A 24,321-nucleotide genomic window follows, 5' to 3' on the forward strand; every position below is an offset into this window, starting at 1 on the left:
CTTGCCGGGCACGCTCCGGAACCGGTGCGACCAGGCCACCTGACATTGACACTCGGTGTCACGGCTTGGGCAAGCGCCAATCATCGATATTTCTTCCGCCGCACAGGGCGGACCACCGCCCCGGCCGGTCCACGACAAGGACCACAGCCGGACAGCACAACCGGTCGCCGAGCCAGACAGGCCGACGTCCGCTCCAGGGAAGGACCCTTCGTGAGCGACACCACCGATCTGATGGGCGCACGTGTCGAGGAGACCGCTGCCGCGCCCGCCACGGACGCCTCCGCGCCTGCCGCCGGTGCCGGCTCCCGGCGGCGCCGCGGTACCGGCCTTGAGGGCATGGTGCTGGCCGAGCTTCAGCAGGTCGCATCCGGCCTCGGCATCAGGGGCACGGCGCGCATGCGCAAGAGCCAGCTGATCGAGGTCATCAAGGAGGCGCAGGCGGCGGGAGGTGCCGCGGCTCCCAAGGCGGAGGCCGCCGCCGAGACCAAGCCGAAGCGCCGGGCCACCTCCAAGGCCCGCACCGGCGAGGACGCGCCCGCCAAGAAGGCGGAGAAGGCCGAGGCGCCCGCCGAGAAGGCCGTGGCGCAGCAGCAGATCGAGATCCCCGGCCAGCCGGCCGCCCGTGCGAGCGAGACCGAGCGCGCCGCGGACGAGGCCCCGGCCGAGCGCCGTCGCCGCCGTGCCACCGCCGAGGCGGGCGCGCCCGCGGCCGCCGCGGCCGACACGATCGTGGCCGAGGCCAAGACCGAGACGAAGACCGAGGCGCCCGTGCAGCAGCAGGGCGAGGCCAAGGGCGACGCCGGTGACGGCGAGGGCCGCCGCCGTGACCGCCGTGAGCGCGGCCGGGACCGTGACCGCGGTGACCGTGGTGACCGCGGCGACCGTCGCAAGGGCGACGACCAGCAGGGCGGCCAGCGCGGCCAGCAGCAGAACCAGCAGCAGGGCGGCGGCAGCCGTCAGGACCGCGGTCAGCAGCAGGACGACGACGACTTCGAGGGCGGCCGCCGTGGCCGTCGCGGCCGCTACCGCGACCGCCGGGGCCGTCGTGGCCGCGACGACGTGCAGGAGCCGCAGATCGCCGAGGACGACGTCCTGATCCCGGTCGCGGGCATCCTGGACATCCTCGACAACTACGCCTTCATCCGGACCTCCGGCTACCTGCCGGGCCCGAACGACGTGTACGTCTCCCTCGCCCAGGTCCGCAAGAACGGCCTGCGCAAGGGCGACCACATCACCGGCGCGGTCCGTCAGCCCAAGGAAGGCGAGCGGCGCGAGAAGTTCAACGCGCTGGTGCGCCTGGACTCCGTCAACGGCATGGCGCCCGAACACGGCCGCGGCCGCCCGGAGTTCAACAAGCTCACCCCGCTCTACCCGCAGGACCGCCTCCGTCTGGAGACGGACCCGGGCGTGCTCACCACCCGCATCATCGACCTGGTCTCGCCGATCGGTAAGGGCCAGCGCGGTCTGATCGTGGCCCCGCCGAAGACCGGCAAGACCATGATCATGCAGGCGATCGCCAACGCGATCACGCACAACAACCCCGAGTGCCACCTGATGGTCGTCCTGGTCGACGAGCGTCCGGAAGAGGTCACCGACATGCAGCGGTCGGTCAAGGGCGAGGTCATCTCCTCGACCTTCGACCGCCCGGCCGAGGACCACACCACGGTCGCCGAGCTCGCCATCGAGCGCGCCAAGCGTCTGGTGGAGCTGGGCCACGACGTGGTCGTGCTGCTCGACTCGATCACGCGTCTGGGCCGTGCGTACAACCTCGCCGCCCCGGCCTCCGGCCGCATCCTGTCCGGTGGTGTCGACTCGACCGCCCTGTACCCGCCGAAGCGCTTCTTCGGTGCGGCCCGCAACATCGAGGACGGCGGTTCGCTGACCATCCTCGCCACCGCCCTGGTGGACACCGGGTCCCGCATGGACGAGGTGATCTTCGAGGAGTTCAAGGGCACCGGCAACATGGAGCTCAAGCTCGACCGGAAGCTCGCCGACAAGCGCATCTTCCCGGCGGTGGACGTGGACGCGTCCGGCACCCGCAAGGAAGAGATCCTGCTCGGCAACGAGGAGCTGGCCGTCGTCTGGAAGCTGCGCCGGGTGCTGCACGCGCTCGACCAGCAGCAGGCGATCGAGCTGCTGCTCGACAAGATGAAGCAGACGAAGTCGAACGTCGAGTTCCTGATGCAGATCCAGAAGACGACGCCGACGCCCGGAAACGGCGACTGAGCGAAGTCGTGGACGCAGGGCCGCCCTTGTTCCAAGGGCGGCCCTCCGTCGTTGTCGGACCCACGGGGTACGATCACGGCTCTTCGAACTCGTGATCCCGAGGGGGGACATTCGTGGGTACTGCCATGTCCGGGGGCGGGCGCCACAGACGTCGGATACGGATCGCCCTGCCCGTCGCCGCAGCGGGCGTCGCGGCCGCTGTCGCCGCCGCGGTGCTGACCTCGTCGGCCGGCGCCGCCTCGGCGCAGCCGAACCCGCCGTCGATGGAGCGCGCGGGCGCGCCCTCGCTCGCGGAGCTGGAGAAGCGCGTCCTGGGCGCCGCCGCCCATGAGGACACGCTCGCCGCCGCGTCGTCCGACAAGTCGTCGCTGAGCAGCTCCTCCAAGGTCGACGCCAAGATCATCGGCGGCACCGCCACGACCATCGCCAACGCGCCCTGGATGGCGCAGCTCTGGTACCAGGACGAGACGAACGGCGTCTACTTCTTCTGCGGCGGCGCGGTCGTCGCCCCGACGAAGATCCTCACCGCCGCGCACTGCGTCAAGGGCTACAACTGGGCCGCGAACGGCGCGGTCGTCACCGGGGCCACCCAGCTGCCCGACGACGACCTCAACGGCGGCACCGCCACCGGCGTCCTGCGCCAGTGGAGCCACCCGTCCTACAGCGCGCGGACGATCGACAACGACATCGCGGTCATCACCCTGAACAACCCGGTCAAGGCGACCCCGATCCGGATGACGACGTCCACCGAGACCGCCGCCTACGCGGCCGGCACCAGCGCCAAGGTCTACGGCTGGGGCCGCACCACCTCCGCCAACGAGGAGATCTCCCCGACGCTGAAGACGGCGACCCTGCCGATCCAGTCCGACACCACGTGCACGGGCTTCTACGGCGCCGACTTCGTCAAGGGGCACATGGTCTGCGCGGGCAAGCCCGCCACCGGCAGCGACAGCGGCACCACCTCCGCCTGCAACGGCGACTCCGGCGGCCCGCTGGTCGTCAACAACCGCATCGTGGGCGTGGTCTCCTGGGGCGTCACGAACTGTGTCGCCAAGGGCGCCTACAGCGTCTTCACGAAGGTCAGGACGTACGTCGGCGCGACCTACCCGCGCATCGACGACACCAACCTGAGCTTCGACGACAAGGCCGACCTGTGGGTGCGCAACGCCTCCACCAAGACCGGCTACGAGAAGGACTCCAAGGGCACCTCCTTCGGCGCCCGGCAGTCCTGGGGCTACTGGCCCCACAACCTCATCCTGCAGAGCGACCTCAACCGTGACGGCTTCCAGGACCTGATCGTCCGGCGCAGCTCCGACGGCGACGTCTTCTGGAAGCACTGGGTGCCCGCCAGCGGCTCCTGGGCCACCACGAAGGTCGCCGACAACTGGAAGACCCGCACCCGCATCGTCGCCCCCGGTGACCTCACCGGCGACTACCTGCCCGACCTGGTGTCCGTGGACTCAGCGGGCAAGGCCTGGCTGTACCCGGGCAAGGGCAACGGCACCTTCTCCTCCCGGGTCCAGATCGGCACCGGCTCGGGCTGGAACCAGTACAACGCCGTTGTCGGGCACGGGGACTTCAACGGTGACGGCAAGGCCGACCTGATCGCCCGCACGGGCAGCAACGGCTACGTCTACCTCTACAAGGGCACCGGCAAGGCCTCCGCGCCGTTCTCCGCCCGCGTGAAGGTGCGCACCTGGAGCTCGTCGTCGTACAACAAGCTCGCCACCGTCGGCGACGTCACCGGTGACGGCAAGGCCGACCTGCTGGCCCGCACCCCCGGCGGCACGCTCTACCTGTACAAGGGCACCGGCAAGGCCACCAGCGAGATCTTTGCCACAAGGATCTCGGTCGGCACCGATTTCAAGCAGTACGACATCTTCGCCTGAAATCGCTGGTGATCCGGCGTCCGAGCGGACGATTCCGGTACGCGCTGTGGCCACTCATTCACAGGGTGGTCACAGCGCGCTGTGCAACCCTTTGCCGAGTTTCGCCGTCTGACCAGGCGGAGTGACGATGGTGCGTAAGGGATTTTTCCACCGCGCCTGACCCTGAAAGCAGGGGGTATCCGACCGGACGAGAACCGAGGAGCGCATGTCCGCCGACAGCACGCCGGAGTCCGGCATACCCGAGGGCACCGGCACCAACAGCCCGCGCCGCCGCGCCAAGGGCCACCGCCGCAAGCCCCGTGAGAAGCACGGCAAGGGCCTGCGGATCGCGGCGTGGACCGCCGCGGGCATCGTGGTCCTCGCCGGTACCGGCGCGGGTTTCCTGTACTTCAAGCTCAACGGCAACATCGACAGCGTCGACATCGACCAGGCCCTCGGCACCGACCGCCCGACGAAGGTCGACAACGGCTCGGAGAACATCCTCGTTCTCGGCTCCGACACCCGCTCCGGCAGCAACAAGAAGCTCGGCGGCGGCACCGACGACGGCAGCGCCCGCTCCGACACCGCGATGATCGTGCACGTCTACAAGGGCCACAAGAAGGCCAGCGTGGTCTCCATCCCGCGCGACACCCTGATCGACCGCCCCGAGTGCACCGACACCGACGGCAACACGCACGCCGCCGCGAGCGGCGTGATGTTCAACTCCGCCTACTCCACCGGCGGGGCGGCCTGCGCGGTGAAGACCGTCGAGTCGATCACCGATCTGCGCATGGACCACTACCTGGAGGTCGACTTCCAGGGCTTCCAGAAGCTGGTCGACGACCTCGGCGGCGTCGAGATCACCACCACCGAGGACATCAACGACCCCGACAGCCATCTGAACCTCAAGGCCGGCACCCACAAGCTCGACGGCGAGCAGGCGCTCGGCCTGGTCCGCACCCGGCACGGTGTCGGCGACGGCTCCGACCTCGGCCGCATCCAGCTCCAACAGGCCTTCATCAAGGCGCTGATCGCCCAGGTGAAGGATGTCGGCCTGTTCACCAACCCGAAGAAGCTCTACGACCTCGCCGACACCGCCACCAAGACGGTCACCACCGACTCCGACCTCGGCTCCGTCAACAAGCTGATGTCGTTCGCCAACGGTCTGCGGGGGATCAGCCCCGACAACATGACCATGATCACGATGCCGGTGCAGTACGACCCGGCGGACCTCAACCGGGTGCTGATCGAGGAGAAGAAGGCGGACCTGGTCTGGAAGGCCCTCAAGGAGGACCGGCCGATCCCGAAGAAGGCCACCGAGGGAACCGCCACCGGCCAGGCCAAGGACGTCGTCAGCGGCGACTGACCACCCGGGGGAATACCTCGCCCCCACCCCCCGTTTTGGGGGATGGCCCCAGTCCTGGCAGACTGGTACGTCGGCCCCGGTTCACGCCCCCGCATCCCGCGTCGGCGACCCGGTGCCCTCCCGAAACTAGGAGACACCTTGAAGCGCGACATCCACCCCGAGTACGTCGAGACGCAGGTCAGCTGCACCTGTGGCGCGTCGTTCACCACCCGTAGCACGATCTCCAGCGGCACCATCCGCGCCGAGGTCTGCTCCGAGTGCCACCCGTTCTACACGGGCAAGCAGAAGATCCTCGACACCGGTGGCCGTGTGGCCCGCTTCGAGGCCCGCTTCGGCAAGGCTGCCGGCTCCAAGAAGTAGCGAGCCCCATTTCGCCGGTCCACGGCCGCACCCCCGCCCGGGTGTGTCCGGGACCGGCGTTTTTGGTCGCCCGCCACTTCCCTTTCCGTACGCATTCAGGAGCCCCAAGATGTTCGAGGCCGTCGAGGAACTCGTCGCCGAGCACGCCGATCTGGAGAAGCGGCTCGCCGACCCGTCGGTCTTCGCCGACCAGGCGAACGCGCGCAAGCTCAACAAGCGCTATGCCGAGCTCACCCCGATCGTCGCCACCTACCGTTCCTGGAAGCAGACGGGCGACGACATCGAGACCGCGCGTGAACTGGCCGCCGACGACCCGGACTTCGCCGCCGAGGTCAAGGAGCTGGACAAGCAGCGCGAGGAGCTGACCGAGAAGCTGCGCCTGCTGCTCGTCCCGCGCGACCCCAGCGACGACAAGGACGTCATCCTGGAGATCAAGGCGGGCGCCGGCGGCGACGAGTCCGCGCTCTTCGCGGGCGACCTGCTGCGCATGTACCTGCGCTACGCCGAGCGCGTCGGCTGGAAGACCGAGATCATCGACGCCACCGAGTCCGAGCTGGGCGGCTACAAGGACGTCCAGGTCGCCGTGAAGTCCCGCGGCGCCACCGAGCCCGGACAGGGCGTGTGGGCCCGGCTGAAGTACGAGGGCGGCGTGCACCGCGTGCAGCGCGTCCCGGCCACCGAGTCCCAGGGCCGTATCCACACCTCCGCCGCCGGTGTGCTGGTCACCCCGGAGGCCGAGGAGGTCGACGTGGAGATCAACCCCAACGACCTCCGGATCGACGTCTACCGCTCCTCCGGCCCCGGCGGGCAGTCCGTCAACACCACGGACTCCGCCGTGCGCATCACGCACATCCCCACCGGAGTGGTCGCCTCCTGCCAGAACGAGAAGAGCCAGCTGCAGAACAAGGAGCAGGCACTGCGTATCCTGCGCTCCAGGCTGCTCGCCATGGCGCAGGAGGAGGCGGAGCGGGAAGCCGCCGACGCCCGCCGCAGCCAGGTCCGTACCGTCGACCGCTCCGAGAAGATCCGTACGTACAACTTCCCGGAGAATCGCATCTCGGACCACCGCGTCGGATTCAAGGCGTACAACCTGGACCAGGTCCTGGACGGCGACCTCGACGCGGTGATCCAGGCCTGCGTCGACGCGGACTCGGCCGCCAAGCTCGCGGCCGCGTAAAGGCACGGAGACGGAAGTAACCGGAGGACGAGCGTGCAGCAAGATTTTGGGGGGCGGCCCCCAAACCCCCGCAGCGTGCTGCTCGCGGAGGTGGCACAGGCCACCCAGCGGCTGGCCGACGCCGGCGTGCCCTCGCCGCGCAACGACGCGGAGGAACTCGCCGCGTTCGTGCACGGCGTGAAGCGGGGCCAGCTGCACACCGTGAAGGACTCCGACTTCGACGCCCGGTACTGGGAGGTCGTCGCCCGGCGCGAGCAGCGCGAGCCGCTGCAGCACATCACCGGCCGCGCCTTCTTCCGGTACCTGGAGCTCCAGGTCGGCCCCGGCGTCTTCGTGCCCCGCCCGGAGACCGAGTCGGTCGTCGGCTGGGCCATAGACGCCGTGCGCGCGATGGACGTCGTCGAGCCGCTCATCGTCGACCTGTGCACCGGCTCCGGAGCCATCGCGCTCGCCCTCGCCCAGGAGGTGCCGCGCTCCCGCGTGCACGCCGTGGAGCTGAGTGAGGACGCGCTGCGCTGGACCCGCAAGAACATGGAGGGGTCCAGGGTCGACCTCCGCCAGGGTGACGCCCTGACCGCCTTCCCGGACCTCGACGGCCAGGTCGACCTGGTCATCTCCAACCCGCCCTACATCCCGCTCACCGAGTGGGAGTACGTGGCGCCCGAGGCCCGCGACTACGATCCCGAACTCGCCCTGTTCTCCGGCGAGGACGGTCTCGATCTCATCCGCGGCCTGGAGCGCACCGCGCACCGGCTGCTGCGCCCCGGCGGGGTCGTGGTCGTCGAGCACGCGGACACCCAGGGCGGCCAGGTGCCGTGGATCTTCACCGAGGAGCGGGGCTGGGCCGACGCGGCCGACCACCCGGACCTCAACAACCGCCCCCGGTTCGCCACGGCCCGCAAGGCCCTGCCGTGAGCACCCCCCAGACCTTTCCGATGCACGTGTACGAGGAGGCCCGCTAGACATGGCTCGGCGATACGACACCAACGACGCGACCGACCGCGCGACCGGTCTGCGCGAGGCCGCGTCCGCCGTCCGCCGGGGCGAGCTCGTGGTGCTTCCGACGGACACCGTGTACGGCATCGGCGCCGACGCCTTCTCCAAGGAGGCCGTGGGCGACCTGCTGGAGGCCAAGGGCCGCGGCCGCTCCATGCCCACGCCCGTGCTCATCGGCTCCCCGAACACCCTGCACGGTCTGGTCACCGACTTCTCCGAGCTGGCCTGGGAACTCGTCGACGCCTTCTGGCCGGGCGCGCTGACCCTGGTCGCCCGGCACCAGCCGTCCCTCCAGTGGGACCTCGGCGACACCCGCGGCACCGTCGCCGTGCGGATGCCGCTGCACCCGGTGGCCATCGAACTGCTCACCGACTTCGGCCCGATGGCGGTCTCCTCGGCGAACCTGACCGGCCACCCGGCGCCGGAGGACTGCGACGCGGCCCAGGCGATGCTCGGCGACTCCGTCTCCGTGTACCTGGACGGCGGCCCGACCCCGGGCAACGTGCCGTCGTCGATCGTCGACGTCACGCGTGAGATCCCGGTGCTGCTGCGGGAGGGCGCGATCTCGGCGGAGGAGCTCCGCAAGGTCGTACCCGACCTTGAGGTGGCGAATTGACAGCCCCTGACGCGGGGCGTGGCATAGGCAACGGGGAACGAGCCGCGGAGATCACGACCACCTTCGTAGGGCTCCCGCGCGACACCTTCCGGATCCTCCACGTCAGCACCGGCAATGTGTGCCGCTCGCCGATCACCGAGCGGCTGACCCGGCACTTCGTCGCGCAGCGGCTCGGCATCCTCGGCGGTGCGCTGGTCGTGGAGAGCGCGGGCACCTGGGGCCACGAGGGCGCGCCCATGGAGTCCCACGCGGAGACGGTGCTGGCCGAGTTCGGCGCGGACACCTCCGGGTTCGTGGGCCGCGAACTGCTGGACGAGCACGTGATCCGCGCCGACCTGGTGCTGACCGCGACCCGGGACCACCGCGCCCAGGTCATCTCGATGGGCCACTCGGCGGGCCTGCGCACCTTCACCCTGAAGGAGTTCACCCGCCTGGTGCGGGCCATCGACCCGGCGACGCTGCCCCCGCTGGAGGACGGCATCGTCGAGCGCGCCCGTGCCCTGGTGCGCGCCGCCGCGGCCCTGCGCGGCTGGCTGCTGGCCCCCACGGCGGACGCGGACGAGGTCTACGACCCCTACGGCGCCCCGCTCACCTTCTTCCGCTCCATCGGCGACGAGATACACCAGGCCCTGGACCCGGTGGTCACCGCCCTGACCGGAGTACCGGCGCGCGCATAGCCGAGCGGGGCAGGGCCGCCGGGCCTACATTGGGTGCTACGTCACCGTCGACGCCCGGAGCCCACCATGTCGGTCACCCCTGTTCTTGAGGCCGATGTCCTGCGTCGGCAGGACCCCGAGCTGGCGGAGATCCTGCTCGGGGAACGGGAGCGGCAGGCGAGCACGCTGCAGCTGATCGCCGCCGAGAACTTCGTCTCCCCGGCCGTGCTGGCCGCGCTCGGCTCCTCCCTCGCCAACAAGTACGCCGAGGGCTACCCCGGCGCCCGGCACCACGGCGGCTGCGAGATCGTCGACGTCGCCGAGCGGATCGCCGTGGAGCGCGCCATGGCACTGTTCGGCGCCGAGCACGCCAATGTGCAGGCCCACTCCGGCTCGTCGGCGGTGCTGGCGGCCTACGCGGCCCTGCTCCGCCCCGGCGACACCGTCCTCGCCCTCGGCCTGCCCTACGGCGGCCATCTCACCCACGGTTCGCCCGCCAACTTCTCCGGCCGCTGGTTCGACTTCGTCCCCTACGGCGTCGACGCCGAGACCGGGCTCCTCGACCACGACCAGGTCCGCACCCTGGCCCGCACCCACCGGCCCAAGGCGATCGTGTGCGGGTCCATCGCCTACCCCCGCCACCTCGACTACGCCTTCTTCCGCGAGGTCGCCGACGAGGTGGGCGCCTACCTCATCGCCGACGCCGCGCACCCCATCGGCCTGGTCGCCGGGGGAGCGGCGCCCAGCCCGGTGCCGTACGCGGACATCGTGTGCGCCACCACCCACAAGGTGCTGCGCGGACCGCGCGGCGGAATGATCCTGTGCGGCGCGGAGCTGGCCGAGCGGGTGGACCGGGCCGTCTTCCCCTTCACCCAGGGCGGCGCGCAGATGCACACCATCGCCGCCAAGGCCGTCGCGTTCGGCGAGGCGGCAACACCGGCGTTCACCGCGTACGCCCATCAGGTGGTCGCGAACGCCCGCGTGCTCGCCGCCTGCCTCGCCGAGGAGGGGCTGGTCGTCACCACGGGCGGCACCGACACCCACCTGATCACCGCCGACCCGGCGCCCCTCGGCGTCGACGGCCGCACCGGCCGCGGACTGCTCGCCGCCGCCGGGATCGTCCTGGACTGCTGCGCCCTGCCGCACGGCGACGCCCGCGGGCTGCGCCTGGGCACGGCCGCGCTGACCACGCAGGGCATGGAGGAGGGGGAGATGCGGCAGGTCGCCGGCCTGATCGCACGGGTGCTGCGGGGCGAGGCCGAGGCGGGTGCGGTGCGTGAAGAAGTGCGGGAGCTGGCCGGGGGATTTCCGCCGTATCCGGGTTGACCAGGACGGTCATGGATCGTCGGTGGCGTGCTTGCGGTGGAAAACAGTCCCTCTTTACGAGCCCTCGTCGCCGAAGGACAGTGACGCGCTTCACATTTTGTACGCAGTGTGAGCGGAATCACTCATTCCATCGCCCACCTTGCCCCCTTGATCCCCTTCTTGGATAACCGCGAACACATCAGAGAGTCGCAGGCGGCAGGAGAGGCCCGGCCGGCGAAGTACCGAAATCACTGGTCGCGCACGAACTCCCGGTATACGGTTCGGGTCACCGCTGGGAATTGACCAACCCATTGCGTGTCTGTGCGACGACAGGATTCGTGCGCCATAAATGTGGGGTTCCTGCGTGCAGCGAGATCCAACGGTTTGGTGTTCCGTGAAACCCAAGGGGGAAAAATGCTTCGCAAGCCACGCCTGCGCCACCTTGTGACTGTGGCAGTTGCCATGCCCACCGCGATGATACTCGCCTCCGGTAGTGCGCAAGCCGCCGGAAACACGACCGTTGTCTATACGGCCGACGGGGGCAGCATCATGGGAGGGAAGGCGATCTTCTTCGGCAAGGCGAGCCCGGAAAGACTTCAGGCCTGCGACACGGAGAAGGACGGCCACAGCGTCATCGCCATCGTGACGTGGAACGACAACGGTCCTCGGGGCAGGGAAATCGTAGACTCCGATGGATCCTCGGATTTCTGCGACAACAAGCCCGGGAACATCTTGACGGTCAACGTACCGGAGGGGTCCGGGGTCCAGGTTACGGCGTGCCTTTACGAGTCGGGATCCAAGAAGAAGTGGGCCTGCGACACCGAGGCGGGCAAAGCGTGATCGGAAGCCTATCCGCTGGCGCTGACTCAGATCTGTCCAGCTGAAGCGCATTTTCGCCACTGAAACGAAAAAGGAAACGGATATGGCAAAGACGTTCACCCGGATTGCAGTTGCCGGCGCATCCCTCGCCCTGGTCTACGCTGGATCCACGCCGGCCTGGGCCGCGGATGCGGGAGTGCAGTGGGAAAACAAGGTGATTTCCCTTTCCGGCGGCCGAGGTGACATGGCCTTCCACGACGACGGTGACGTTTTTGAGGTCTGCGACACCAAAGCCGACGGCGCGGGTGTCACTGGCTATGTGTACGAGAGGAACCCCGTCACGCTGAATGTCAGGCTGGTCCGGTCCGTCAGCGATGGTGGAGACGCCGGCTGCGGCAAGATCAGCGACTACAACGTCGGCAGATGGCAGATTTACATGCTCCTTGAGAGCCACGCCTCCGGCGTGCCCTCCGTGAAGTCAGGGTGGTTCCACGAGTAGGCCGCAAAGGCACGGCCCTCTTCACATACGAAGCTCCGGTGGGAGCGGGTGACCTCTCAGGTCGCCCTGCCGAACCGGAGCTTCGGTGTGCCGTCAGTGTCTGCCGGGGCGCGTCATCCGTTCGTGAGCGTGCAGCACCATCGGTCGGTGGAATGAGCCGATACGTCGGTTGCCTGACCGGGTTCCCGGCGCAGGGTTTCTGGCCGCCGGCCGTGCTCACTCCGTGCTGGGCGGGCCAATAGCTGCGGGGGCTAAGGTGTGCTGCAGACAGTCCGGTGACATCTGTGGGGAAGCCCGTGCGTGAATACCTGCTGACGCTCTGCATCACGGCCGCGGTGACGTACCTGCTCACGGGGCCGGTGCGGAAGTTCGCGATCGTGGCCGGGGCGATGCCGGAGATCCGGGCGCGTGACGTGCACCGGGAGCCCACTCCGCGCCTCGGCGGTATCGCCATGTTCTTCGGCCTGTGCGCGGGTCTGCTCGTCGCCGACCACCTCACCAACCTCAGCGCTGTCTTCGAGAACTCCAACGAGCCGCGCGCCCTGCTCTCCGGGGCCGCGCTGATCTGGCTGATCGGTGTCCTGGACGACAAGTTCGAGATCGACGCCCTGCTCAAGCTGGGCGGCCAGATGATCGCCGCCGGCGTCATGGTGATGCAGGGCCTGACGATCCTGTGGCTGCCCATTCCGAAGGTCGGCACGGTCGCGCTGACCCAGTGGCAGGGCACGCTGCTGACGGTCGCCCTGGTTGTCATCACCATCAACGCGGTCAACTTCGTGGACGGCCTCGACGGCCTCGCGGCCGGCATGGTGTGCATCGCGGCGGCGGCGTTCTTCATGTACGCCTACCGCATCTGGTACTCGTACGGCATCGAGGCGGCTGCTCCGGCGACCCTCTTCTCCGCCATCCTGATGGGCATGTGCCTGGGGTTCCTGCCGCACAACATGCACCCGGCGCGGATCTTCATGGGTGACTCGGGCTCGATGCTCATCGGGCTGGTACTGGCGGCGGGCGCCATCTCGGTCACGGGGCAGGTCGACCCGGACAACCTCTTCGGTGGCTCCGAGCGGAGCACGGTGCACCAGATGGTGCCCCTGTACATCCCGCTGCTGATGCCGCTGACCATCATCGCGATCCCGGCGGCCGACCTGGTGCTGGCGATCGTCCGGCGCACCTGGCGGGGCCAGTCCCCGTTCGCGGCGGACCGGGGCCATCTCCACCACCGCCTGCTGGAGATCGGCCACTCGCACAGCCGGGCCGTGCTCATCATGTACTTCTGGTCCGCCCTGATCGCCTTCGGCGCCCTGGCCTACTCGGTCAACTCGGCGTCCATGTGGATCGTTCTGGGCGTGGTCTTCCTCAGCACCGTGGGCCTGATCCTCCTCCTGATGCCCCGCTTCCGCCCCCGCGCCCCGCGCTGGGCCCAGTCCTTCGTACCCCCGCGCTACCGCCGGCGCGGCCCGGTGGCGGAACCGGCGGCGGCGACACCGCGGACGGCATCGGAGGGGGAACGCACTCCCGTGGCGGCGGGGGTGTCGGGGGTCAACGGAGCCACGGCTCTGGGCGCCCGTTCGCGGCCGTTGAACCGGCGGAAGGTTGACACGACGCGCTCCTGACTCGTCGGGACGGGAAGTCCCTCACCGGACGGAAGGAATGCAAGAAGGAGTACGGCGACTGCTTCACCTTCGACAAGAAGGGGAAGCAGGGGACGTGCTTCCGGGTGACGAACGGCTGGGGCGTGCGCGGTGTACTCGCACACGCCCCAGCCGTGTTGTCGTCCAGCTCGCCCGCCCCCCATCGGCGGTGATCTTGATGACGGCAAGGTAAGAATCTGACTAGAGCATTGCCAAATCGTGGGGGAACGAAGCGGTGCAATATCAGACATAGGGGCGCTGATTCTGCACATACGCGCGGCATCACTCTCATGTGTGACTCCGAGCACACTTCGCAGGTAAAGACCTCATCAAATAGTTTGTGATACCGTTCACGAGAACCCCGGATAGAGCCGAAGGACCGTAGTGCGACGGTCCATCGGAGTGAGGTTCTCTCTCAGCCCGGGACTACGCTCGTCCATGACGACACCCTGCCCCCTGTGAAAGCGGAGTTGCCGCCATGCCGTCCAATGACGCCCGGAACCTCTTGCAGTGCGCTGTGCCCACAGCCGCTGCCGGCGCGATTGCCGTCGCCGTCAGCGCTGCGGTCGCCGGCGGCAAGGGTGCGCTCGGTGCGGCGGTCGGCACACTGCTCGCGATTCTGTTCATGGGAATCGGTCTGTACGTACTGCAGTGGACGGCAAAAACGCTCCCGCAGCTGTTTCAGGCCATGGGGCTGATGCTTTACGTCGCCCAGCTTCTGCTTCTCCTGATCTTCGTCGCCCTCTTCAAGGACACCTCTCTCTTCAATGCGAAGGCGTTCGCTGTCGCGCTCGTCGTCGCAACCGTCGTGTGGATGGCCGCGCAGGCTCGCGCGCATATGAAGGCCAAGATCTTCTACATCGACCCGGACTCCGCGAAGAGTGAGAAGACCGAGAAGACAGGGCCGTCGTCGTGAGAGGTAGGGCCGGGATAAAGGCCGGGGGGAACTCCTGCTATCGTCCGGTGCCAACTGCGGCATCGCGGGCGCGGGCATCCGAGCTGACGCCTGCTCGATCGCGAGGCTTGATGCCCCAGAGCCGCCCTCACATCCGTAACACCAGTCCGGTGCCGACCCGCGGCTGCGCGCCGCGCCGACACAACGAGGTTGCCGTACCCATGCGTCACGCCGAAGGAGCCCGCGGTGAGTGCTGACCAGACCCAGCTCGCCTTTGACTGGAGCTGTCGGATCATGTCCGACAACGGGTGTGGTTTTCCGGCTCCGGGCCTGCACTCGTTCCTGTTCGAGCCGATTGCCACGGTAGGCGGGTTCGAGTTCAACAAGGTGATGCTGCTCGCGCTCATCACCACCCTGCTCGTCACCACCTTCTTCTGGGCCGCGTTCGGCAAGGCCAAGGTCGTCCCGGGCAAGCTGCAGATGGTCGGCGAGGCCGGTTACGACTTCGTACGCCGCGGCATCGTCTACGAGACCCTCGGCAAGAAGGAGGGCGAGAAGTACGTCCCTCTGATGGTCTCGCTGTTCTTCTTCATCTGGATCATGAACATCTGGTCCGTGATCCCGCTGGCCCAGTTCCCGGTGTCGTCGATCATCGCCTATCCGATCGTGCTGGCGGCCGTCGTCTACATCGTGTGGATGTCGCTGACCTTCAAGAAGCACGGATTCGTCGGCGGTTTCAAGAACCTCACCGGCTACGACAAGTCGCTCGGCGCCGTTCTGCCGCTCGTCGTCGTCATCGAGTTCTTCTCCAACGTCCTGGTCCGCCCGTTCACGCACGCGGTGCGACTGTTCGCGAACATGTTCGCCGGTCACCTGATGCTGGTCATGTTCACCGTCGCCTCCTGGTACCTGCTGAACAGCTGGATGATCCCGGCGGCCGGCGTCTCCTTCGTGATGACCATCATCATGATCCTCTTCGAGCTTTTCGTGCAGGCGGTCCAGGCGTACGTCTTCGTGCTCCTTGCCTGCTCGTACATTCAGGGCGCTCTCGCCGAGCACCACTGAGCCCCGCCCCAATAACCCCCTGATCGTCCGGTGACCAACCCCCACCGGTCCGTAAAGAGAAGGAAGAATCAGCATGGCTGCCACTGAGACCCTCGCTGCCGTCACCGGTTCGCTCGGCTCCATCGGCTACGGCCTCGCCGCCATCGGCCCCGGCGTCGGCGTCGGCATCATCTTCGGTAACGGCACCCAGGCCCTGGCCCGCCAGCCCGAGGCCGCCGGTCTCATCCGTGCCAACCAGATCCTGGGCTTCGCCTTCTGTGAGGCGCTCGCCCTCATCGGCATCGTTATGCCGTTCGTGTTCGGTAAGTGATCACCCCTTACTGACACGCATCGACGAAAGGCACTGATGTGATCGCCAACCTGGTACAGCTGGCGTCCGAGGGCGAGGAGCAGAGCCCGCTCGTCCCGCCGGGCCCTGAGCTGCTCGTCGGCACCATCGCCTTCGCCATCGTGTTCTTCTTCTTCTGGAAGAAGCTGCTTCCGAACATCAACAAGGTTCTGGAGGAGCGCCGAGCGGCGATCGAAGGCGGTATCGAAGAGGCCGAGGCCATGAAGGTCGAGGCCCAGAGCGTCCTTGAGCAGTACAAGGCACAGCTCGCCGAGGCCCGGCACGAGGCCGCGCGTCTGCGCCAGGAGGCGCAGGAGCAGGGTGCCGCGCTCATCGCCGAGATGCGTGCGGAAGGCCAGCGGCAGCGCGAGGAGATCGTCGCCGCCGGTCACGCCCAGATCGAGGCCGACCGCAAGGCCGCGTCCTCCGCGCTGCGGCAGGACGTCGGCAAGCTCGCCACCGAGCTGGCCGGCAAGCTCGTGGGTGAGTCCCTGGAGGACCACGCCCGTCAGAGCCGGGTCATCGACCGCTTCCTCGACGAGCTTGAGGAGAAGGCCGAGGCCACGCGATGAACGGAGCGAGCCGCGAGGCCCTGGCAGCCGCACGTGAGCGTCTCGACGCGCTGACGGACTCCACGTCCGTGGACGCGGCGCGGCTCGCCGACGAGCTGGCGGCCGTCACCGCGCTGCTCGACCGCGAGGTGTCGCTGCGTCGGGTCCTCACCGACCCGGCGCAGGCCGGTGAGGCCAAGGCCGAGCTGGCCCAGCGCCTGCTCGGCGGCCAGGTCAGCGGTGAGACCGTCGACCTGCTGGCCGGCATGGTGCGCTCCCGCTGGTCGCAGCCGCGCGACCTGGTGGACGCGCTGGAGCAGCTGGCCGACACCGCCGACCTCACCGCCGCCCAGCGCGCGGGCAAGCTCGACAGCGTCGAGGACGAGCTGTTCCGGTTCGGCCGGATCGTCTCCGGCAGCACCGAGCTGCGGGCCGCGCTGACCGACCGTGCCGCCGGCAAGTCCGCCAAGAGCGAGCTGCTGCGCAGCCTGCTGGGCGGTCGCGCCGATGCCACCACCGAGCGTCTGGTGACGCGTCTTGTTACCGCGCCGCGTGGACGTAGCCTGGAGTCGGGACTGGAGTCCCTGTCCAAGCTCGCCGCCGAGCGCCGGGACCGGATGGTCGCCGTGGTCACCTCGGCGGTGCCGCTGAGCGACGGCCAGAAGCAGCGCCTCGGCGCCGCGCTGGCGAAGCTCTACGGGCGTCAGATGCACCTCAACCTGGACGTGGACCCCGAGGTCCTCGGCGGGATCCGGGTGCAGGTCGGGGACGAGGTCATCAACGGCTCGATCGCCGACCGCATCGAGGACGCCGGCCGCCGTCTGGCGGGCTGACCAGCAACTCAATACGCAGTACGTACTTACGGCCCAGTTGGGCCGTGCAGAGGATTCCTGGGGGTCGCCCCCAGACCCCCAAAGAAACTTCGGGCCCAACAAGGAGAGCAGGGAACCCAGATGGCGGAGCTCACGATCCGGCCGGAGGAGATCCGGGACGCACTGGAGACCTTCGTCCAGTCGTACAAGCCGGACGCGGCCTCGCGCGAGGAGGTCGGTACGGTCACCCTTGCCGGCGACGGCATCGCGAAGGTCGAGGGTCTTCCCTCGGCCATGGCCAACGAACTGCTGAAGTTCGAGGACGGCACCCTCGGCCTCGCGCTCAACCTGGAAGAGCGCGAGATCGGCGCCATCGTCCTCGGTGAGTTCAGCGGCATCGAGGAGGGACAGCCGGTGCAGCGCACCGGTGAGGTCCTCTCCGTGGCCGTCGGCGAGGGCTACCTCGGCCGCGTTGTCGACCCGCTCGGCAACCCGATCGACGGCCTCGGCGAGATCGAGACCAGCGGGCGTCGCGCCCTTGAGCTGCAGGCCCCCACGGTCATGCAGCGCAAGTCGGTGCACGAGCCGATGGAGACCGGCTACAAGGCCGTCGACGCGATGACCCCGATCGGCCGTGGTCAGCGTCAGCTGATCATCGGTGACCGCCAGACCGGCAAGACCGCCCTGGCCGTCGACACGATCATCAACCAGCGCGACAACTGGCGCTCGGGCGACCCGAACAAGCAGGTGCGCTGCATCTATGTCGCCATCGGCCAGAAGGGCTCGACCATCGCGTCGGTCCGCCGCGCGCTGGAGGAGAACGGCGCGCTGGAGTACACGACCATCGTCGCCGCCCCGGCGTCCGACCCGGCCGGCTTCAAGTACCTGGCGCCGTACACCGGTTCGGCCATCGGTCAGCACTGGATGTACGAGGGCAAGCACGTCCTCATCATCTTCGACGACCTGTCGAAGCAGGCCGACGCCTACCGCGCCGTGTCGCTGCTGCTGCGCCGCCCGCCGGGCCGTGAGGCCTACCCGGGTGACGTCTTCTACCTGCACTCCCGTCTGCTGGAGCGCTGCGCGAAGCTCTCCGACGACATGGGCGCCGGCTCGATGACCGGTCTGCCGATCGTCGAGACCAAGGCCAACGACGTCTCGGCGTTCATCCCGACCAACGTCATCTCCATCACCGACGGCCAGTGCTTCCTGGAGTCGGACCTGTTCAACGCCGGTCAGCGCCCCGCGCTGAACGTCGGTATCTCCGTCTCCCGAGTCGGTGGTTCCGCGCAGCACAAGGCGATGAAGCAGGTTTCGGGCCGTCTGCGCGTGGACCTGGCCCAGTTCCGTGAGCTGGAGGCGTTCGCCGCCTTCGGTTCCGACCTGGACGCCGCGTCGAAGGCGCAGCTGGAGCGCGGTCAGCGCATGGTCGAGCTGCTGAAGCAGGCGCAGTACCAGCCGATGTCCACCGAGGACCAGGTCGTCTCCGTGTGGGCCGGTACCACCGGCAAGATGGACGACGTGCCGGTCGCGGACATCCGCCGCTTCGAGAAGGAGCTGCTGGAGTACCTGCACCGCAAGGAGCAGGGCCTCATGACCTCCATCAAGGAGGGCGGCAAGATGTCCGACGACACGCTGACGGCCGTGGCCGACGCGATCGCGGACTTCAAGAAGCAGTTCGAGACCTCCGACGGCAAGCTGCTCGGCGAGGACACTCCGGCCGCTGCCGCCAAGTGACGTAAGGAAGGGACCTGACTCATGGGAGCCCAGCTCCGGGTCTACAAGCGTCGCATCCGATCCGTCACCGCGACCAAGAAGATCACGAAGGCGATGGAGATGATCGCCGCCTCGCGCGTCGTCAAGGCGCAGCGCAAGGTGGCGGCCTCCACGCCGTACGCGCAGGAACTGACCCGCGCGGTCACGGCGGTCGGTACCGGCTCGAACACCAAGCACCCGCTGACCACGCAGGCCGAGACGGTCACGCGGTCCGCGGTGCTGCTCCTGACGAGCGACCGTGGTCTCGCCGGTGCCTTCAACTCCAACGCCATCAAGGCGGCGGAGCTGCTGACCGAGCGCCTGGAGCGCGAGGGCAAGCAGGTCGACACGTACATCGTCGGCCGGCGTGGTCTGGCGCACTACAACTTCCGTGAGCGCAAGGTCTCGGAGTCGTGGACCGGGTTCACCGACGAGCCGACGTACGCGGATGCCAAGAAGGTCGCGGCACCGCTCATCGAGGCCATCGAGAAGGACGCGGCCGACGGCGGCGTGGACGAGCTGCACATCGTCTTCACCGAGTTCGTCTCGATGATGACGCAGACGGCGCTCGACCAGCGGCTGCTGCCGCTCAGCCTCGAAGAGGTGGCGAAGGAGGCGGCGCCGAAGGGCGAGATCCTTCCGCTGTACGACTTCGAGCCCTCGGCGGAGGACGTCCTCGACGCCCTGCTGCCGCGCTATGTGGAGAGCCGTATCTACAACGCGCTGCTCCAGTCGGCCGCCTCCAAGCACGCCGCCACGCGGCGCGCGATGAAGTCGGCCACCGACAACGCCGGAGAGCTCATTGAGACGCTCTCGCGGCTTGCCAACGCGGCCCGCCAGGCCGAAATCACCCAGGAAATCAGCGAGATCGTCGGTGGCTCCGCAGCCCTGGCCGACGCGAGCGCGGGGAGTGACAGGTAAATGACGACGACAGTTGAGACGGCCGCTGCCACGGGCCGCGTCGCCCGGGTCATCGGCCCGGTCGTCGACGTGGAGTTCCCCGTCGACGCGATGCCCGACATCTACAACGCCCTTCACGTCGAGGTGGCCGACCCGGCCAACGCCGGCGAGAAGAAGACGCTGACCCTGGAGGTCGCCCAGCACCTGGGTGACGGCCTGGTCCGCACCATCTCGATGCAGCCCACCGACGGTCTGGTCCGCCAGGCCCCGGTGACCGACACCGGCACGGGCATCACCGTCCCGGTCGGCGACTTCACCAAGGGCAAGGTGTTCAACACCCTCGGTGAGGTGCTGAACGTCGACGAGTCCTACGACGGTGAGCGCTGGTCCATCCACCGCAAGGCGCCGAACTTCGACGAGCTTGAGTCGAAGACCGAGATGTTCGAGACCGGCGTCAAGGTCATCGACCTTCTCACCCCGTACGTCAAGGGTGGAAAGATCGGTCTGTTCGGTGGCGCCGGCGTCGGCAAGACGGTGCTCATCCAGGAGATGATCTACCGCGTCGCCAACAACCACGACGGTGTGTCGGTGTTCGCCGGTGTCGGTGAGCGCACCCGTGAGGGCAACGACCTGATCGAGGAGATGTCGGACTCCGGCGTCATCGACAAGACCGCGCTGGTCTTCGGTCAGATGGACGAGCCCCCGGGCACCCGTCTGCGCGTGGCCCTGGCCGGTCTGACCATGGCGGAGTACTTCCGCGATGTGCAGAAGCAGGACGTGCTGTTCTTCATCGACAACATCTTCCGCTTCACCCAGGCCGGTTCCGAGGTGTCGACCCTGCTCGGCCGTATGCCCTCCGCGGTGGGCTACCAGCCGAACCTGGCCGACGAGATGGGTCTCCTCCAGGAGCGCATCACCTCGACCCGTGGTCACTCGATCACCTCGATGCAGGCGATCTACGTCCCCGCGGACGACCTGACCGACCCGGCCCCGGCCACCACCTTCGCCCACCTCGACGCGACGACGGTTCTGTCCCGTCCGATCTCCGAGAAGGGCATCTACCCGGCCGTGGACCCGCTGGACTCCACGTCCCGGATCCTGGACCCGCGTTACATCGCGCAGGACCACTACGACGCCGCCATGCGCGTCAAGACGATCCTGCAGAAGTACAAGGACCTCCAGGACATCATCGCGATCCTCGGTATCGACGAGCTGGGCGAGGAGGACAAGCTCGTCGTCCACCGTGCCCGTCGCGTGGAGCGCTTCCTGTCCCAGAACACCCACGTCGCCAAGCAGTTCACCGGCGTGGACGGTTCGGACGTGCCGCTGGACGAGTCGATCGCCGCGTTCAACGCGATCTGCGACGGCGAGTACGACCACTTCCCGGAGCAGGCGTTCTTCATGTGCGGTGGTCTCGAGGACCTGAAGAAGAACGCGAAGGAGCTGGGCGTCTCCTGAGCCTCGCGCTCTTGAAGAGGGGGCGGGTGCGTCCCGCCCCCTCTTTCACGCCTACTAGACTTGTAACCAACACCCGGCACAACCGCCGGGTGGTGACCCGAGGAGCCACCCTTGGCTGCTGAGCTGCACGTCGCGCTGGTCGCGGCCGACCGAGAGGTCTGGTCCGGTCAGGCCACCCTGGTCGTCGCGCGCACCACGTCCGGCGACATCGGCGTCATGCCCGGTCACCAGCCGCTGCTCGGTGTGCTGGAGTCGGGCCCGGTGACCATCCGTACGAGTGAAGGTGGGACGGTCGTCGCCGCGGTGCACGGCGGTTTCATCTCGTTCGCGGACAACAAGCTGTCGCTGCTGGCCGAGATCGCCGAGCTGTCGGACGAGATCGATATCCAGCGTGCGGAGCGGGCGCTGGAGCGCGCGAAGTCGGAGGCCGACGCCTCCGCCGAGCGTCGCGCCGACGTCCGGCTGCGTGCTGCGGCGGCCCGCTGACTCAGCGCGGTCGCGTCACGCGATGATGTCACTCAGCCGCGGCTGGGACCGGAGTGATCCGGTGCCGGCCGCGGCTGAGGCAGATATGGATGTTTTTTCCGTTCCGTTACCTGATTCGAAGGTACAGAGGAGACGAGGAGGTCGGTGTCGATGGTCCTCGCTCTGACTGTGAGCGGAATCGTCGTAGCCCTCGTGGTGCTGGGACTGTTCGTCTTCGGGCTGCGCCGCAGACTCATCCAGCGCTCCGGCGGCACCTTCGACTGTTCGCTGCGCTGGAACACCCCGGAGAAACCGGACACCAGCGGCAAGGGCTGGTCCTACGGTGTCGCCCGCTACAACGGCGACCGCATCGAGTGGTACCGGGTCTTCTCCTACGCCTATCGCCCGCGCCGCATTCTGGAGCGCGCCGCGATCGAGGTGGCCGGGCGCCGGCTTCCGGAGGGCGAGGAGGAGCTGGCGCTGCTCTCCGACCATGTGGTGCTGACCTGCCTGCACCGGGGCACGCGGCTTGAGCTCGCGATGAGCGAAGACGCGCTGACCGGATTTCTTGCGTGGCTTGAGGCAGCCCCGCCCGGTCAGCGCGTCAATGTTGCTTAGCTGATCTTGCTGTTGGTGGTTACTTCAGCCCGTTGCTGATGGCGGTCACCAGCTCACCATTGCTGGTGTCGCCGCTGAACTCCCAGAAGAAGGCACCGCCCAGGCCCTGGTTCTTGGCCCAGCTCATCTTTCCGGCGATGGTCGCCGGGGTGTCGTACGACCACCAGTTGTTGCCGCAGTAGGCGTACGCGGTGCCCGCGATGGTGCCGTTGGCGGGGCAGGTGTTCTTCAGGACCTTGTAGTCCTCGATGCCCGCCTCGTAGGTGCCGGGGGCGGCACCCGTGGCCGAGCCGCCGGGGGCGGCCTGGGTCACGCCGGTCCAGCCGCGGCCGTAGAAGCCGATGCCGAGCAGCAGCTTGCCGGCGGGCACGCCCTTGGCCTTGAGCTTGGCGATCGCGGCGGCGGAGTTGAAGCCCTCCTGCGGGATGCCGTTGTACGAGGTCAGCGGCGAGTGCGGGGCGGTGGGACCGGTCTTGTTGAACGCGCCGAAGTAGTCGTACGTCATCACGTTGTACCAGTCGAGGTACTGCGAGGCGCCGCCGTAGTCGGCCGCGTCGATCTTGCCGCCGTTGGAGCCGTCGGCCGTGATCGCGGCGGTGACCAGGTAGTCCTTGCCGAACTCGGCACGCAGCGCCTGGGCGAGGTTCTTGAACGCCGCCGGGCCGCTGGTGTCACAGGTCAGACCGCAGGCGTTCGGGTACTCCCAGTCGATGTCGATGCCGTCGAAGACGTCGGCCCAGCGCGGGTCCTCCACGACGGCCTTGCAGGACTTGGCGAACGCGGCCGCGTTCTGCGCCGCCTGGCCGAAGCCGCCGGAGTAGGTCCAGCCGCCGAAGGAGTAGAGCACCTTGATGTGCGGGTACTTGGCCTTCAGCTGGCGCAGCTGGTTGAAGTTGCCGCGCAGCGGCTGGTCCCAGGTGTCGGCCTGGCCGCTGACGGACTGGTCGGCCGTGTAGGCCTTGTCGTAGGCGGCGTAGGTGTCGTCGACGGTGCACTGACCGTTCTTGACGTTGCCGAACGCGTAGTTGATGTGAGTGATCTTGGACGCGGAGCCCGAGGTCACCAGGTTCTTGACGTGGTAGTTGCGGCCGTAGACGCCCCACTCGGTGAAGTAGCCGAGGTTGACCTTGTCACCCGGGTCCGGGTCGCCGTCGTCGTCGCCGGTGGTGCGCACCGCGACGGCGCCGCTGACCGGGCCGGTCTGGTCGGCGGTGTCGCGGGCCTGCACGGTGTAGGAGTAGTCCGTGCCGGCGGTCAGGCCGCTGTCCGTGTAGCTGGTGCCGGTGACGGTGGCCACCTTGGCGCCGTCGCGCAGGACGTCGTAGTTCTTGATGCCGTTGTCGTCGGTGGCCGCGCTCCAGGTGAGCTTCACCGAGGTGTCGGTGATGTTGGAGGCGGTCGGGGTGCCCGGCGCGGACGGTGCCGAGTCGCCGGGGACCGTGCCGCCGTCACAACTGCCGCCGTTGAGCTTGCAGTTGGACGGGGAGCCGGAGCCGCTGCCGTTGAAGCCGAAGGAGACGGAGGCGCCCGGGGCGAGCGTGCCGTTCCAGGACTTGTTCTTGGCGGTCCAGTGGTTGCCGGAGGAGCTGAAGTCGGCGTCCCAACCGGAGGTGACGGAGGTGCCGGAGGGGAAGTCCCACTCCACCTTCCAGGAGGTGATGGTGGTCGTGCCGGTGTTCTTCACCGTCCACTTGCCCTCGAAACCGGAGCCCCAGTCCTGCGTCTTGGCGTAGGTGGCGGTGGCTTCGGCCGCGGCCTGGGCGGGGCTGGCGAGACCCACCATGCCGGCGAAGGGGAGCAACAGGGTCGCGAACCCTGCCGCGGCTCTGTGTCTGAAGCGCATGCTGCGCCTCCCTGTCTGGGTAAGAGGGTGAGAGGGCGTGCTGAGCCTCCACGCCCACGGTGCCGCGAGAATAGAAAGGTCTGGACCACAGGTCAATAGGTCCAGACCAGTC

23 protein-coding genes are annotated in these 24,321 nt (G+C 68.3%); 22 read left to right on the forward strand and 1 reads right to left on the reverse strand.

All coding sequences use genetic code 11. The annotated features are described in order from the left end of the window. Positions 1 to 210: 210 nt before the first annotated feature. The 22 genes from rho to ACZ7L7_RS23785 all read left to right on the forward strand — a co-directional run bounded on the left by rho (position 211) and on the right by ACZ7L7_RS23785 (position 22,366). Complete coding sequence (rho, locus tag ACZ7L7_RS23680) at positions 211 to 2,226, forward strand: transcription termination factor Rho (RefSeq protein ID WP_285510103.1); 2,016 nt, start codon at positions 211 to 213, stop codon at positions 2,224 to 2,226. Positions 2,227 to 2,351: 125 nt separating this feature from the next. Beyond that, positions 2,352 to 4,115 (forward strand): trypsin-like serine protease, encoded by a 1,764-nt coding sequence (locus ACZ7L7_RS23685; protein ID WP_453605840.1) that lies wholly within the window; start codon positions 2,352 to 2,354, stop codon positions 4,113 to 4,115. Between the two features lie 205 nt (positions 4,116 to 4,320). Continuing rightward, complete coding sequence (locus tag ACZ7L7_RS23690) at positions 4,321 to 5,460, forward strand: LCP family protein (RefSeq protein ID WP_285510102.1); 1,140 nt, start codon at positions 4,321 to 4,323, stop codon at positions 5,458 to 5,460. A 138-nt stretch (positions 5,461 to 5,598) separates the two neighbouring features. Beyond that, positions 5,599 to 5,820: a 50S ribosomal protein L31 gene (rpmE, locus tag ACZ7L7_RS23695; RefSeq protein ID WP_093720256.1), complete on the forward strand. Its 222-nt coding sequence runs from the start codon at positions 5,599 to 5,601 to the stop codon at positions 5,818 to 5,820. A gap of 109 nt (positions 5,821 to 5,929) precedes the next feature. Beyond that, positions 5,930 to 6,997: a peptide chain release factor 1 gene (prfA, locus tag ACZ7L7_RS23700; protein WP_285510101.1), complete on the forward strand. Its 1,068-nt coding sequence runs from the start codon at positions 5,930 to 5,932 to the stop codon at positions 6,995 to 6,997. A 75-nt stretch (positions 6,998 to 7,072) separates the two neighbouring features. Beyond that, positions 7,073 to 7,912: a peptide chain release factor N(5)-glutamine methyltransferase gene (gene prmC, locus ACZ7L7_RS23705; protein ID WP_093720254.1), complete on the forward strand. Its 840-nt coding sequence runs from the start codon at positions 7,073 to 7,075 to the stop codon at positions 7,910 to 7,912. Between the two features lie 49 nt (positions 7,913 to 7,961). Continuing rightward, positions 7,962 to 8,609, forward strand: a complete 648-nt coding sequence (locus ACZ7L7_RS23710; RefSeq protein WP_285510100.1) for an L-threonylcarbamoyladenylate synthase — start codon at positions 7,962 to 7,964, stop codon at positions 8,607 to 8,609. Further along, on the forward strand, positions 8,606 to 9,286 hold the full coding sequence (locus tag ACZ7L7_RS23715; protein ID WP_093720252.1) for an arsenate reductase/protein-tyrosine-phosphatase family protein: 681 nt from the start codon (positions 8,606 to 8,608) through the stop codon (positions 9,284 to 9,286). Before ACZ7L7_RS23710 ends, ACZ7L7_RS23715 begins: the two co-directional genes overlap by 4 nt. A 66-nt stretch (positions 9,287 to 9,352) precedes the next feature. Continuing rightward, the gene (locus ACZ7L7_RS23720) at positions 9,353 to 10,591 is read left to right on the forward strand and encodes a serine hydroxymethyltransferase (protein ID WP_285510099.1); all 1,239 of its coding nucleotides are present in this window, start codon (positions 9,353 to 9,355) and stop codon (positions 10,589 to 10,591) included. Between the two features lie 429 nt (positions 10,592 to 11,020). Then, the gene (locus tag ACZ7L7_RS23725; RefSeq protein WP_285510098.1) at positions 11,021 to 11,410 is read left to right on the forward strand and encodes a hypothetical protein; all 390 of its coding nucleotides are present in this window, start codon (positions 11,021 to 11,023) and stop codon (positions 11,408 to 11,410) included. An 82-nt stretch (positions 11,411 to 11,492) separates the two neighbouring features. Continuing rightward, positions 11,493 to 11,888, forward strand: coding sequence for a hypothetical protein (locus tag ACZ7L7_RS23730; protein ID WP_285510097.1), 396 nt, complete (start codon positions 11,493 to 11,495; stop codon positions 11,886 to 11,888). Between the two features lie 296 nt (positions 11,889 to 12,184). Further along, complete coding sequence (locus ACZ7L7_RS23735; RefSeq protein WP_453605815.1) at positions 12,185 to 13,504, forward strand: MraY family glycosyltransferase; 1,320 nt, start codon at positions 12,185 to 12,187, stop codon at positions 13,502 to 13,504. Between the two features lie 496 nt (positions 13,505 to 14,000). Beyond that, a complete protein-coding gene (locus tag ACZ7L7_RS23740; RefSeq protein ID WP_285510095.1) occupies positions 14,001 to 14,438 on the forward strand; it encodes a hypothetical protein in 438 nt (145 codons plus the stop codon). Positions 14,439 to 14,711: 273 nt separating this feature from the next. After that, positions 14,712 to 15,482, forward strand: a complete 771-nt coding sequence (gene atpB / locus ACZ7L7_RS23745) for a F0F1 ATP synthase subunit A (RefSeq protein WP_261720654.1) — start codon at positions 14,712 to 14,714, stop codon at positions 15,480 to 15,482. A gap of 73 nt (positions 15,483 to 15,555) precedes the next feature. After that, entirely contained in the window at positions 15,556 to 15,792 is a 237-nt protein-coding gene (locus ACZ7L7_RS23750) for an ATP synthase subunit c family protein (protein ID WP_285510094.1), read from the forward strand. 38 nt (positions 15,793 to 15,830) lie between these two features. Further along, positions 15,831 to 16,382 (forward strand): F0F1 ATP synthase subunit B, encoded by a 552-nt coding sequence (locus tag ACZ7L7_RS23755; protein ID WP_285510093.1) that lies wholly within the window; start codon positions 15,831 to 15,833, stop codon positions 16,380 to 16,382. Then, a complete protein-coding gene (locus ACZ7L7_RS23760; RefSeq protein ID WP_093720246.1) occupies positions 16,379 to 17,194 on the forward strand; it encodes a F0F1 ATP synthase subunit delta in 816 nt (271 codons plus the stop codon). Before ACZ7L7_RS23755 ends, ACZ7L7_RS23760 begins: the two co-directional genes overlap by 4 nt. A 120-nt stretch (positions 17,195 to 17,314) precedes the next feature. Further along, a complete protein-coding gene (gene atpA / locus ACZ7L7_RS23765) occupies positions 17,315 to 18,907 on the forward strand; it encodes a F0F1 ATP synthase subunit alpha (protein ID WP_093720245.1) in 1,593 nt (530 codons plus the stop codon). A 21-nt stretch (positions 18,908 to 18,928) separates the two neighbouring features. Beyond that, entirely contained in the window at positions 18,929 to 19,846 is a 918-nt protein-coding gene (locus ACZ7L7_RS23770; RefSeq protein ID WP_093720244.1) for a F0F1 ATP synthase subunit gamma, read from the forward strand. Then, the gene (gene atpD / locus ACZ7L7_RS23775) at positions 19,847 to 21,283 is read left to right on the forward strand and encodes a F0F1 ATP synthase subunit beta (RefSeq protein WP_285510091.1); all 1,437 of its coding nucleotides are present in this window, start codon (positions 19,847 to 19,849) and stop codon (positions 21,281 to 21,283) included. A 111-nt stretch (positions 21,284 to 21,394) separates the two neighbouring features. After that, on the forward strand, positions 21,395 to 21,769 hold the full coding sequence (locus ACZ7L7_RS23780) for a F0F1 ATP synthase subunit epsilon (RefSeq protein ID WP_093720242.1): 375 nt from the start codon (positions 21,395 to 21,397) through the stop codon (positions 21,767 to 21,769). Between the two features lie 150 nt (positions 21,770 to 21,919). Next, entirely contained in the window at positions 21,920 to 22,366 is a 447-nt protein-coding gene (locus ACZ7L7_RS23785; protein WP_093720241.1) for a DUF2550 domain-containing protein, read from the forward strand. A gap of 19 nt (positions 22,367 to 22,385) precedes the next feature. Here the strand turns inward: ACZ7L7_RS23785 and ACZ7L7_RS23790 are convergent, their stop codons facing one another. Then, positions 22,386 to 24,209 carry a glycosyl hydrolase family 18 protein gene (locus ACZ7L7_RS23790; protein WP_472077045.1) on the reverse strand — a complete coding sequence of 608 codons (1,824 nt, stop codon included), beginning with the start codon at positions 24,207 to 24,209 and terminating at the stop codon, positions 22,386 to 22,388. Positions 24,210 to 24,321: the final 112 nt, after the last annotated feature.

It is taken from the genome of Streptomyces sp. NPDC110618 (assembly GCF_055657065.1).